General features: G+C 72.2%; 9 protein-coding genes. All 9 read left to right on the top strand.

Going from position 1 to position 13224, the window contains the following annotated elements; all coding sequences use genetic code 11:
- The first annotated feature begins 48 nt into the window (after positions 1 to 48).
- The gene (locus OIE12_RS02255; protein ID WP_329131108.1) at positions 49 to 1101 is read left to right on the top strand and encodes a terpene synthase family protein; all 1053 of its coding nucleotides are present in this window, start codon (positions 49 to 51) and stop codon (positions 1099 to 1101) included.
- Between the two features lie 133 nt (positions 1102 to 1234).
- Positions 1235 to 3043 carry a chitinase gene (locus tag OIE12_RS02250; RefSeq protein ID WP_329131106.1) on the top strand — a complete coding sequence of 603 codons (1809 nt, stop codon included), beginning with the start codon at positions 1235 to 1237 and terminating at the stop codon, positions 3041 to 3043.
- Between the two features lie 132 nt (positions 3044 to 3175).
- The gene (locus tag OIE12_RS02245) at positions 3176 to 4240 is read left to right on the top strand and encodes a lipoate--protein ligase family protein (RefSeq protein WP_329141702.1); all 1065 of its coding nucleotides are present in this window, start codon (positions 3176 to 3178) and stop codon (positions 4238 to 4240) included.
- Between the two features lie 801 nt (positions 4241 to 5041).
- Complete coding sequence (locus OIE12_RS02240) at positions 5042 to 7372, top strand: heavy metal translocating P-type ATPase (RefSeq protein WP_329131105.1); 2331 nt, start codon at positions 5042 to 5044, stop codon at positions 7370 to 7372.
- A gap of 255 nt (positions 7373 to 7627) precedes the next feature.
- Positions 7628 to 8320 carry a response regulator transcription factor gene (locus OIE12_RS02235; protein WP_329131103.1) on the top strand — a complete coding sequence of 231 codons (693 nt, stop codon included), beginning with the start codon at positions 7628 to 7630 and terminating at the stop codon, positions 8318 to 8320.
- A gap of 149 nt (positions 8321 to 8469) precedes the next feature.
- Positions 8470 to 9498: a type I glyceraldehyde-3-phosphate dehydrogenase gene (gene gap / locus OIE12_RS02230; RefSeq protein WP_329131101.1), complete on the top strand. Its 1029-nt coding sequence runs from the start codon at positions 8470 to 8472 to the stop codon at positions 9496 to 9498.
- Between the two features lie 159 nt (positions 9499 to 9657).
- Positions 9658 to 10575 carry a universal stress protein gene (locus tag OIE12_RS02225; protein WP_329131099.1) on the top strand — a complete coding sequence of 306 codons (918 nt, stop codon included), beginning with the start codon at positions 9658 to 9660 and terminating at the stop codon, positions 10573 to 10575.
- Positions 10576 to 11406: 831 nt separating this feature from the next.
- Complete coding sequence (locus OIE12_RS02220; protein ID WP_329131097.1) at positions 11407 to 12036, top strand: hypothetical protein; 630 nt, start codon at positions 11407 to 11409, stop codon at positions 12034 to 12036.
- Positions 12037 to 12249: 213 nt separating this feature from the next.
- Positions 12250 to 13155 carry a universal stress protein gene (locus tag OIE12_RS02215; RefSeq protein WP_329131095.1) on the top strand — a complete coding sequence of 302 codons (906 nt, stop codon included), beginning with the start codon at positions 12250 to 12252 and terminating at the stop codon, positions 13153 to 13155.
- Positions 13156 to 13224: the final 69 nt, after the last annotated feature.

Genomic DNA, 13224 nt, shown 5'->3' with positions numbered 1-13224 from the left:
GCGCGCCCGCCCGCCCCGTGCCGCCCGCCACGGCTCCGGGAGGGTCCCGTGCCCCAGGACATGACCTTCGACCTCCCCGCCGCGCGGATCAGCCCCGACCTCGACGGTGCCCGCCGGCACCACCTGGACTGGGTGCGCCGCACCGGCCTGGCCGTCGACGACCGGTCGTTGGCCTGGTACGTCTCCTGGGACATGCCGCGCCTGGCCGCGCTCGGCTTCCCGCACGCCCGGGGCCCGGCCCTGGAGCTGCTGGCGGACGCGATGGGCTTCTTCTTCGTCTTCGACGACCAGTTCGACGGTCCCCTCGGCCGCGACCCCGCCGAGACCGCCCGCATCTGCCAGGTGCTGATCGACGTCGCGCACGGTGCCCCGCCGCCGCCCGGCGCCGACCCCTGCACCAGGGCGTTCGCCGACATCCGGGCCCGCGGCACCGACGGCGCCCACCCGGCCTGGACCGCCCGTACCGCCCACGAATGGGAGTACTACTTCGCCGCGCAGGCCCACGAGGCGCGGGGCCGCCTGCGCGGTACCCCGGCGGACCTCGGTACCTACCTCGAGGTCCGGCGCGGCATCGCCGCCACCGACCTGCCCCTCTCCCTCGGGGAACGCGCGGCCGGCCTCACCGTCCCCGCGTCCGCCTTCCACAGTCCCGAGCTGCGCCTCATGCGCCGGGACGCCATCGACGTCACGCTGATGTGCAACGACGTCTACTCCCTGGAGAAGGAGGAGGCCCGCGGTGACATGGACAACCTGGTTTTCGTCCTGGAACGGGCCCGCCGTCTCACCCGCGGCGAAGCCCTCACCGCTGCCCGCGGCGAAGTGGACCGGCGCGTGCGGCGCTTCCACCGCCTCGCCGCACAGATCCCCACCGTCGGCGCGCAACTCGCCCTCACCGAGCGGGAACAGGCCGACGTCGCCGCCTACGTCCGTGTCATGGCCGCCTGGATGAGCGGCTACCAGGCCTGGCAGACCGAGACCCACCGTTACCGTGACGCCCCCCGGGTCGTGCCCCCTTCGGGCCCGGGCCACCTCGACCAGCTCCTGCACACCGCCACCCACCGCCCTCCACCCCCCGAACCGACAACCTTCCCGGTTCGGTGACGGGCCCGCCTCCCGGGGCCCAGGGCCGGGGGCCGGGGCCGTGGGCAGCTCCCGGACGTCTTGACAACGGCATTGGTCTGGACCAAGTTGTGAGCGCTGCGCCCCTCCAACTCTCCCTCCCCCGGAGGCCCTTGTGGACCGCGCCCGACGTACCGGATCCGTCCTCGCCGCGCTCACGGCCGCCCTGCTGGCCGTGCCCGCTCTCACCGCGCTCTCGTCGCCCGCCGGTGCGGCCGACGCGGACGTCGCGGTCAACGGCGGCTTCGAGTCCGGCCTGACCGGATGGACCTGCACGGCCGGCACGACCGTCGACTCACCGGTGCACGGCGGACGTTCCGCGTTGCGGGCCACCCCGGCCGGCAGCGACAACGCCCCGTGCACCCAGACGGTGACCGTCCAGCCCGACGCGCAGTACACCCTGTCCGGGTACGTCCGCGGCTCCTACGTCTACCTCGGCGCGAACGGCACCGGCACCACCGACGTCTCCGCCTGGACCCAGTCCGCCCCCGACTGGCAGAAACTGAGCACCACCTTCCGCACCGGCCCCGCCACCACCGAGGTCACGCTCTACACCCACGGCTGGTACGGCACCGGCGCCTACCAGGCCGACGACATCACCCTCGTCGGCCCCGGCGGCAGCGGAACCGGCCGGCCGCCCGCTCCCCCCACCGGCCTCCGGACCACCTCGGTCACCTCGTCCTCCGTCGGCCTGTCCTGGTCTGCGGTGACCGGCGCGACGAGCTACGCGATCCACCGCGACGGAACCCGGATCCAGACCGTGACCGGCACCTCGGCGACCGTGTCCGGCCTCGCGGCCTCGACCGCGTACAGCTTCCAGGTGACCGCGGTCAACGCCGCCGGCGAGTCCGCGAAGTCCGCGGCCGTCACCGCCACCACCGGCGCCGGCACCGGTGACGGCCCCTCCGACCTGCCCACCCACGCCCTCGTCGGCTACCTGCACGCCGGCTTCGCCAACGGCGCCGGCTACACCCGCCTCGCCGACGTCCCCGACAGCTGGGACGTCATCGACCTGGCCTTCGGCGAGCCCACCTCGGCCACCTCCGGGGACATCCGCTTCAACCGCTGCCCGGTCACCCAGTGCCCCGGCGCGGAGAGCGACGCCGACTTCAAGGCCGCGATCAAGGCCAAACAGGCCGCCGGCAAGAAGGTGCTGATCTCGATCGGCGGCCAGAACGGCCAGGTCCAGCTGACCACGACGGCCGCCCGGGACGCCTTCGTCTCCTCCGTCTCGAAGATCATCGACACCTGGGGCCTGGACGGCCTGGACGTCGACTTCGAGGGCCACTCCCTGTCGCTGGACGCCAACGACACCGACTTCAAGAACCCCACCACGCCCGTGGTCGTGAACCTGATCTCGGCCCTGAAGACCCTGAAGGCGAAGTACGGGACGGAGTTCGTCCTCACGATGGCCCCGGAGACGTTCTTCGTGCAGAACGGCTACCAGTTCTACGGCACCGGCAAGTGGGGCGGCCAGGACCCGCGCTGCGGCGCCTACCTCCCCGTCATCCACGCCCTGCGCGACGACCTGACCCTGCTGCACGTCCAGGACTACAACTCGGGCCCGATCATGGGCCTGGACAACCAGTACCACTCCATGGGCGGAGCCGACTTCCACATCGCCATGACCGACATGCTGCTCACCGGCTTCCCGGTGGCCGGCGACCCGAACAACGTCTTCCCGCCGCTGCGCCCCGACCAGGTCGCGATCGGCATGCCGGCCTCCACGAACGCGGGCAACGGCTACGTCCCCCCGGCCGAGGTCACGAAGACCCTGGACTGCCTGACGAAGAAGACCAACTGCGGCTCGTACGCCACCCACGGGACATGGCCGGCGCTGCGGGGCCTGATGACGTGGTCGATCAACTGGGACCGGTTCGCCGACGGGGAGTTCCAGAAGACCTTCGACGGCTACTTCGGCTGAGCCCGGCAACCCTGCCCTTTGCCGTGTCGGAGTGACGTGCCACGAGGTCCGTTCGCCGCCCACTCCAGCGGAAGGAAAATGCCCTGGTGAGCGTTGGCCTTGGACGAGGCGACAGCGATGGAGGCGGGCACGGTGCACGGCGAGTACAAGATCCCCGGCGGCAAGCTGGTGGTCGTCGACCTGGACGTGATCGACGGCGCACTGCGCAACGTACGGGTGGCGGGCGACTTCTTCCTCGAACCGGACGAGGCGCTGCCCGCCATCGACGCGGCCCTGGAGGGCGCCCCCGCCGAGACCGACGCGGCCGGCCTCGCCGCCCGCGTGAAGGGCGGGCTGCCCGAGGGCACGGTGATGTACGGCATCACGGCGGAGGGGGTGGCGGTCGCCGTCCGCCGGGCCCTGGCGCGGGCGACGGACTGGTCGGACTACGAGTGGCAGCTCATCCGCGACGAGCCGCAGTCGCCGGCACTCCACATGGCCCTGGACGAGGTCCTGACCGCCGAGGTCGCCGCCGGCCGCCGCCCACCCACACTGCGCGTGTGGGAGTGGGCGGCACCGTCGGTCATCATCGGCAGCTTCCAGTCCCTGCGCAACGAGGTCGACCCCGAGGGCGCCGCCCGGCATGGTGTGACGGTCGTCCGACGCATTTCCGGTGGAGGTGCCATGTTCGTGGAGGTGGGCAACACCGTCACGTATTCCCTGTCGGTGCCGGCCCCGTTGGTCTCGGGGCTGTCGTTCGCCGAGTCCTACGCGTACCTCGACGAGTGGGTGATCGCCGCGCTCGGCGACATGGGCATCAAGGCGTGGTACCAGCCGCTGAACGACATCGCCACCGAGGTCGGCAAGATCGGTGGCGCGGCGCAGAAGCGCATGGTGGCCACGGACGGCGGGCCGGGCGCTGTCCTGCATCACGTGACGATGAGCTACGACATCGACGCGGACAAGATGCTGGAGGTGCTGCGCATCGGCAAGGAGAAGATGTCCGACAAGGGCACGACCAGCGCGAAGAAGCGTGTGGACCCGCTGCGCCGCCAGACGGGCCTGCCGCGCGAGACGGTCATCGACCGCATGCTCGCCTCCTTCCGCGCCCGCCACGGCCTGACGTCCGGCCGGGTCACCCCCGAGGAGATGGCCCGTGCGGAGCACCTGGCCGCGACCAAGTTCAGCGACCCGGAGTGGACGGCACGGGTGCCGTAACAAGGTTCCGCACCTCGCTCACAAGTGCAGTGCATCCCAGGGGCAAGGCACTCCTGCCGGCCACCGGAATACGCGTGGCGCTGCTCAACAAGCACAGGCGACGATTGTGGGTAGACGGGAGAGGGGCACCTGGTCATCAGCCACTGCGGCCCGACCAGCTCCCCCTCCGCACTCCGGCGGTCAGGACCTGTTGTGGAAGCGCGACCGACGCAGTGAACTTCCGCCGTGCTCCATGTCGCTGGGTCGGTTCACGTCTCGGCTGTCTCTTCGCTCGCGTCTGGGGTATGTGGTGCGCCCCCGGTGTCCCCGCCCCGGCATGCGGGCGGCCCGGCGGTTCATCGCCACGGCTCTGCGCCACCTGCGTACCCCGGCGGTCGGCCTGACCCTCGTCGACTGCCCGGCACCGGAAAGCCCACGTGGACCGACCCGGCTCACCGTGAAGCGGCACGCCGTACGGCCGAACGCGTCAGCGTCGCTCTCACCGCCCTGCACTGCCATGTTCCCCGGGACGTGGCAGCGGTCGGCCTCGGTACCCGGGCCCCGGGCGCGTCCGATGCCGACATCGGTGTGGCCGACGCCATGGCCGCCAGGGTCCGGGGCCGTCCCGGTCGACACCAGCGGTCCTCCTCGCCCGGAGCCGGACTGAAACGCGACCTCGTGTTCGCCGGCACTCCTCCCGCCGGACCATGGGCAGAGCCGTCCGGCCCGGTGGGTGGGCCGGACGGCTCTGCCCATGGTCCGGCGCACCGTGTTTCGATGGAAACGGCGGCTTCATGCCGCCACGCACGAACCGAGGTGCCCATGAACCGTTCCCTTGTCGTCGCACGACTGCGCCGCTCGGCATCGGCACTCGCGTCTCCCCGGCTCGAGCCTGCCCTCCTCGCCGTGACGGCCACGGCTCTCGTCGTGGGCCTCACGTCCTGGCTTCTGGGCGCCGTCGGCGTCGCCGACGTCCTCTGGGAGCTGGGTACCGCGGCCGCCATCGTCCCCGCAGTGGTGTGGGTCCTGGCCGCGTTGCGACACGGGCGTGCGGGCGTCGACCTGATCGCCGTACTCGCCCTGGGCGGCACCCTGGCCATCGGCGAATTCCTGGCCGGCGCCTTGATCGCGCTCATGCTCGCCACGGGCCGCACCCTGGAGGAGGCCGCCCAACGGCGCGCCTCCCACGATCTGCACGCCCTCCTGACCCACGCCCCGCGCTCGGCACGCCGCCGAACCGCCGGCGAGGTGGCCACGGTGCCGCTGGAAGACGTCGTCGTCGGAGACCTGCTGGTCGTCGGTCCCGGTGAGACCGTGCCGGTCGACGGCCGCGTGGAGAGTGCCGAAGCTGTCCTCGACGAGTCGGTGCTCACGGGTGAATCTCTTCAGATCGCGCGGCGCCGTGGCGACGGGGTCCGCAGCGGCGTGGTCAACGCCGGCGGCGCCTTCGAACTGCGTGCCACCGCCACCGAGCAGGACAGCACCTATGCCGGGATCGTGCGGCTCGCGCAGCAGGCCGGTGCGGAGTCCGCGCCCCTCGTGCGGCTGGCAGACCAGTACGCCGCCTGGTTCCTGCCGCTGACCCTCGTCGTGGCGGCACTGGCATGGCTGGTCAGCGGCTCCGCGGTGCGCGCGGTCGCCGTTCTCGTGGTCGCCACCCCGTGCCCGCTGCTGCTGGCGGCGCCGGTCGCCGTCGTCTCCGGCCTCTCCCGTGCCTCCCGCCGCGGCGTGGTCGTCCGCGACGGCGGCGCCTTGGAGAATCTCGGCCGGGCCCGCACCGTACTGCTGGACAAGACAGGAACCCTGACCCGAGGCCGTCCGAGCGTGCTGGACGTCGCAGCCGCCCCCGGTCAGGTCCCGGCGCAGGTTCTCCGGACGGCGGCTTCACTGGACCAGTATTCCCCCCACGTGCTGGCCCGTGCCCTCGTGGACGCCGCGCGGGAGCGCGAACTGAATCTGTCGGTGCCGGCGGACGTGACCGAGGAGCCCGGTCGGGGAATCAGCGGCACCGTCGACGGTCACCGGGTCTTCGTAGGCCGCGTCATTCCGGCCCGGGCCGGCTCGTCTTGGGCGAGAGCGGTGGACCACCGCGCCCTTCTCGACGGGGCGACCGTCGCATGGCTCGTTGTCGACGAGCATCTGACCGGCGCCGTCCTCCTGCGTGATCCCCTGCGTCATGACGCTCCCCTCGCCCTGCGCCGACTGCGGGCGGCAGGTATTCAGCGACTGCTGATGCTGACGGGCGACCGAGAGGCCCCCGCCCAGGAGGCCGCGGCCGTTCTGGGGCTCGACGGCGTGCGCGCCGAACTCGGTCCCGCCGACAAGGTCGGGGTCGTGCGCTCCGAACGCGAACGCGCGGTCACGGTCATGGTGGGGGACGGCGTCAACGACGCACCCGCCCTGGCTGCCGCGGACGTAGGTGTCGCCATGGGCGCCCGTGGTTCCACGGCCTCCTCCGAGGCCGCGGACGTCGTGCTCACCACCGACCGCGTCGACCGCCTGGCCGACGCCGTCGCCATCGCCCAGCGCTCGCGGCGCATCGCCGTGCAGAGCGCTCTGGGCGGCATGTCGCTGTCGCTGGTCGCCATGGCCGGGGCCGCCTTCGGTCTGATCCCGCCCGCCGCGGGCGCCCTGCTCCAGGAGGGCATCGACGTCGCCGTCATTCTCAATGCCCTGCGGGCCGTACGTGCCGACCGCTCCGAGCGGCCGGCGCTCACACCCGGCACCGAGGCACTCATCCACCGCTTCGCCGCCGAGCACGACGATCTGCAGGACGTCCTGCAATCGGTGCGCGCCGCCGCCGACCGTCTCTCCGACGCACCCGATCCGACGGCCCTCGCCGGCGTAGAGGAGGCGCACCGGCTGCTCACCGAGCGGCTCCTGCCGCACGAGTACGCCGAAGAACACCAGCTCTATCCGGCCCTCGCCTCAACCCTCGGCGGTCCCGAGGCCACCGCCACCATGAGCCGCGCCCATGTAGAGATCGAGCGCTTGTCCCACCGCATCGCCACCCACGTGGAACTCGCCCGCGCCAACGGCGGACTGACTCCGGAACAGCTGGACGACCTGCGCTCCTGCCTCTACGGCCTCAGCACCGTGCTGCGCCTGCATTTCACCCAGGAAGAGGAGAACTACTTCTCCCTGGCTCCGTGAGATGAATACCACGGCGACAGGAGCCGGCCCACGGCAGCGCGGTCGTCGTCCGGTACCGATCCGCGAGGGTGGCCGAAGTGAAGCCCGCAGTAGCCGGCCGCTCCGTCTTCCTCCTGGTAGCCGTCGGCAGCGGGGATGCGCGAGGATGCCAGGGCCGAGGCCCTCGTGCCCGTCGGCCCCTGCGGCGGAGACCGAAGGACAGGCGGGCCGGGCCCGGAACGGACACCGGCGCACACACGGGACAAGGAGCATGCCATGGCGGACAGCGAGCGGCCCGGAACCGGCGATCCCATCCGGGTCTTCCTGCTGGACGACCACGAGGTCGTACGGCGAGGGGTGCACGACCTGCTGAGCGACGAACCGGACATCAGCGTGGTCGGTGAGGCTGCCACGGCCGAGCAGGCACTGGTCAGGGGACCCGCGCTGCGCCCGCACGTCGCGGTGCTCGACGTCCGTCTGCCGGACGGCGACGGCGTCAGCGTGTGCCGCGAACTGCGCTCGAACATGCCCGAACTGGCCTGTCTGATGCTGACCTCGTTCGACGACGAGGAGGCGCTGCTGGACTCGATCATGGCGGGCGCCTCCGGATACGTGCTGAAGCAGATCCAGGGCTCCGACCTCGTCTCGGCCGTGCGTACGGTGGCCGCGGGCCAGTCCCTGCTGGACGCCAACGCCACCACGAGGCTGCTGACGCGGCTGCGCGGAGGCCAGGAGCAGGACGAGGAAGACGAGGGGCTGCCGGGGCTGACCCCGCGGGAGCGGGAGATTCTGGCCCTCATCGGCGAGGGATTGACGAACCGCCAGATCGGGCAGCGGCTCTACCTCGCCGAGAAGACGGTGAAGAACCACATCTCCCGCCTGCTCGCCAAGCTCGGCGTCGAACGAAGGGTCCAGGCCGCCGTCATCGCCACCCAGGCACAGGACCGGCAGCGACAGCGAGGCCACTGACCGCCGGACGCCGTCCGCGCGGTGGCGCGGGCCGGCCGGCAGGGGCGAACGTCCCTCCGGTCAGCACCGTACGACCCAAGCCCCGGCCGCCTCGATGCCCGCAGTCTGGACGCACGGACAACGGCGGACACCCCGGGAGGGCGAGGGACATGAGCGTGCGCGTGGGCATCAACGGCTTCGGCCGGATCGGACGCAACTACCTGCGCTGTGTGCTGGAGCGGGCGGAGGCAGGCACCGGAACTCCCGTGGACCTGGTGGCGGTCAACGACCTCACCTCTGCGCAGACGCTGGCGCACCTGCTGGCCTACGACTCCACGTACGGACGGCTGAACCGTACCGTCGAGCACGACGGGACGTCCCTGACCGTGGACGGCCACCGCGTCACCGTGAGTGCCGAGCGCGACCCCGCCGAACTGGCCTGGGACGACCTCGGGGTGGACATCGTCATCGAGGCGACAGGCCGCTTCCGCACCCGCGAACAGGCCGGCCGGCATCTGACGGCCGGGGCCCGCAAGGTACTGCTGTCGGTGCCGGGGAAGGACGTGGACGCCACCGTGGTCATGGGTGTCAACGAGGGCACCTACGACGCCGGCCGCCACCACGTGGTGTCCAACGCCTCCTGCACCACCAACTGCGTGGCTCCCGTCGTCAAGGTGATCGACGAGAACTTCGGTCTGGTCAGGGGCCTCATGACCACCATTCACGGATACACCAACGACCAAGTGGTCCTGGACGGGCCGCACAAGGACCTGCGCCGGGGCCGCAGCGCCGCCGTCAACATCATCCCCACCAGCACCGGTGCCGCCCGCGCCGTCGGGCTGGTGCTGCCCCGACTGGCCGGAACCCTGGACGGCATCGCCGTACGCGTTCCCGTCGAGGACGGTTCACTGACCGACCTGAGCCTGACCCTGCGGCGCCCCACGAGCGCCCAGGAGATCAACGCGGCCTTCCGCGAGGCGGCGGACGGTCCGCTCAAGGGAATCCTGCGCGTCTCGGACGCCCCGATCGTCTCGCGCGATGTCGTCGGCGACGCCGCCTCGTGCGTACTGGACGCCCCGCTGACGCAGGTGCACGGCGAACTGGTGAAGGTCTTCGCCTGGTACGACAACGAGTGGGGCTACACCAACCGCCTGCTCGACCTCACCGAGTACGTCGCCGACCGGCTCCCGCGCGGCTGAACACCGCGGTACCAGGGCCCCGGCGCCCGCCGGGGCCCGGCCTCCGCGCCGGTGACCGCCCTCGCCGCACAGGACCGTCGGCTGCCGAATCAGGACCAGTGGCCCTGCCGCCGCAGCCGCGCGGAGCGGAAACTCGAAGCATCCCGAAGGAGGTACCTCATGACCCGCACCCTCACCGTCGGACTCGACGGCTCGCCGGAGAGCCTGGCCGCCGCGGACTGGGCCGCCGGGGAGGCGCTCCTGCGTGATCTGCCCCTGCGCCTGGTGAGCGCCTCCGACTGGCAGATGCCCGCCTACGCGCCAACGGGCGCACTCGGCGCACCGACACCGCCCCGGGATCTCCGACGCGCCTACGCGCAACGGCTCCTGGACGAGGCTCGGACGCGGATCACCCGCCGTCACCCCGGTCTGCGCGTCCTCGACGACGAGATCCCCGGACTGCCCGTCCCCGCCCTGCTGCAGGCCGCAGAGGATGCCCAACTACTGGTCCTGGGCTCCCGGGGCCTCGGCAGGGTCACCGGGTTCCTTCTCGGCTCCGTCTCCCTCGCGGTCCTCGCCGGCACCGAGCGGCCCGTGGTCCTCGTGCGGGCCCCCGAACCCGACGAGACGGAACAGCCGGCGGACCAACCCCCTGGTGACCGGCCGACGGCCGACCACCGCGATGTCGTCCTCGGCCTCGACCTGCACCAGCCCTGCGACGCGGTGATCGGCTTCGCGTTCGACGAGGCCTCCCGGCACGCGGCACGGCTGCGGGTCGTCCACGGCTGGGCGCTGCCGCCCTACTACTACGGCGGCACGCTCATGCCCGACCTGAACAAGGGCATGGCCACGCAGGTACGGAGCGAAGTGGCCGACGTGCTGCGGCCGTGGCGGGAGAGGTTCCCCGCCTTGGAGGTGACCACCCAGGTCACCGTCGGCGGCGCGGGCCACCACCTGGTCGACGCCTCCCACGACGCGGCACTGGTGGTCGTCGGCCGGCGGATCCGCCGGGCAGCCGTCGGGACGCACATCGGTCCGGTCACCCAGGCTCTGCTGCACCACGCCGCGTCCCCGGTGGCGGTCGTCCCGCACGACTGACAAGAGCACGATGGGCACGAGCCGGGGCGCGGGCCGTCAGCCGCCGAGGTCGATGATCTCGGCGGCGCCGCGACGTGGTGAGAGGGCCCCTCGGGGCCGTGGCCGAGGCGGATCACCCTCCGCGGGTGCCCCCGGCGGCCCTCGTCCGGAACCCGGTGAAGGTCGCCGCACAGGTCGGTCCACTCCAGCGCCTGGTGCAGCGGCGACGTGCGTACCCCGCGCGGTCGCCACCAGCAGGACCCGCTCCCACGCCTGCCCGGCGCACAGCCGGTCCGCACGCTGGTCGTGCGCGGTGCGCAACAGCGCGAGCGCCGGATGCGTTTCGCAGGGGCGGGCAGGCAGTACCGCCGGCCGCCGTGCACCGCGAAGTCCCGCATCGGCAACCGGTCCAGGGCGTACTGCGGCCCCACCGCAGCCGGGTCGGGGCCGAGACCCGGCGACGACGGACACGGGCCGTCCGCCCTCCAGCGACTCCCGGCCACCCTCCTCGTGTCCGAGCGGTTCCGGGACTCGGCCGCCCACGTCGTGCGCGGCAACCGGTCGGTCGCCCACGGATCCGGCGGGTGCTGCCAGGCCCTTTCGGCCGCTGCCGGCTCCGCGCCCCTCCGAAGTACGCCGCTGGACTCCCTCCCCCCGCATTACGGACGGGCCGTTCCTCGTTCCGTCCTGGGGGCCCTGACGGCCGGAAGCGCCGAACGGCCCGCGCAGAAAGGGACGTTCAGCCCGTCGCCACGGACGGTCGGCACCCTGCGCTGTGCGGCACACGCCGGGAGAGTGAGTGGTGTCAGTAACGAACGGAACGTCACCGAAGCAACCCAAGGAGCCACCACCATGGCCGTCCACCAGCACACGAACCCGAAGGCCGGCTTCCACCTGCCGTCCCTGCGCAGGAACCGGACCACCTCCGCCCCCGAGTCCGCCGCGTCGGCACACACGGACACGCACACCGTCCGGGCCTATGTGTTCGCCTCGACCCGGGTGCTGATGGGGTTCGTCTTCCTGTGGGCCTTCCTCGACAAGACCTTCGGCCTCGGCTACGCCACCCCGTCCGGCAAGGGCTGGATCGACGGTGGCTCGCCCACCAAGGGATTCCTGGGCTCGGTGGCCGTCGGGCCGATGGAGTCCACCTTCCACTCCTGGGCCGGAGCGGCCTGGGCGGACTGGTTGTTCATGCTCGGCCTGCTCGGTATCGGTCTCGCCCTGATCGCCGGGGTGGCGCTGCGTCTGACGGCGCTCGCGGGCACCGTGATGATGGCGCTGATGTGGATGGCCGAGTGGCCACCCGCCCAGCACCTGTCCAACGGCGCGCCGAGCATGTCGACCAACCCGTTCGCCGATTACCACCTCGTCTACGCGGTGGTGCTCATCGCCCTCGCGGCGGTCTCCGCCGGCGACGCCCTGGGCCTGGGACGGTTGTGGGCCAGGCTCCCGTACGTCCGCGACCACGCGTGGCTGCGCTGAACACCCGGATGCGGTGGGCCCTCCTACGGGCCCACCGCATCCGTCCGTCGAGGGGACCCCGGTCCTCCTCCGGGACCGGGTCCACCGGGTCCCCGACGGGGACCATCGGCCCCTGCCCCGGAGAGCCGTCGCCCGAAATGCTTGAAATGCAGTGAAGAGCGACCAAGCGCAGACCGCAGAACCACAGGACACAGCACGCAGGAGGTGGGCTCCATGCCCGGAACGATCGCCGTGGGACTCGACGGATCGCCCGAGAGCCGTGCCGCGGCGCAATGGGCTGCCCGTGAGGCCGCGCTGCGCGGTGCGGCGGTGAAGCTCGTCCACGTGTGGCAGCCGGTGCCGGAGCCGATGGCGCAGGCGCCGCTCCTCGGTGCCGAGACGCATCAGCACTGGACCGAGCGGATTCCCCGTCAGGCCGCCGAGGAACTGGCACTGCTCCACCCCGGTGTCGACGTGAGCACCGAGCAGCGCGGGGGCCATCCGGCCGAGATCCTTGCGGACCTGGCCGGGGAGGCGGAGCTGCTCGTGCTCGGCTCCCGTGCGCTGAGCGGCATCGGCGGCTTCCTCGTCGGATCCGTCGGCCAGGCCGTGGTCGCCCGTACCGACGTGCCCGTGGTGCTGGTCCGGGCAGGTGAGCAGGCGGTCGACGAGCATCTCAAGGACCCGGTCGGCATCCCGTCCGCGGCCACCGCCTTCCGGCCCGTGGTGCTGGGCCTGGACACCAGCAGCCCCGATGAGGAACTGCTCACCTTCGCCTTCGAGGAGGCGCAGCGACGCGTGGCCACGCTGACCGTCGTCCAGGGCTGGAACCTGCCGTCCTCCTACGCCTACACCATGGCCGGCGGCTACGACCCCCGTGAGGACCTCGCCCGCGCGCAGGCAGGCGCACTCACCGAGGCGCTCCTCTCCTGGCGGGAGAAGTACCCGGATGTCGAGGTGACCGAACTGTCCCGCATCGGCAGCCCCGCGAGCCACCTGATCGACGCCTCCCACGACGCCTCGCTCGTCGTGGTCGGCCGCCGGGTCCGCCGCGGCCCGTTCGGCGTGCACATCGGGGCCGTCACCCACGCGGTCATGCACCACGCCACCGCCCCCGTCGCCGTCGTCGCCCACCACTGAACCACTCCGACCACTCCGACCGGTCGGCCCGGTCGACGCGGCAGGCCCGGACAAGAAGGAGAGCAAACC

This window comes from Streptomyces sp. NBC_00670 (assembly GCF_036226765.1).
GTDB lineage: Bacteria > Actinomycetota > Actinomycetes > Streptomycetales > Streptomycetaceae > Streptomyces.
Note: the sequence above shows the minus strand (reverse complement) of the source record. Positions and strands in the feature narration are given on the sequence as shown.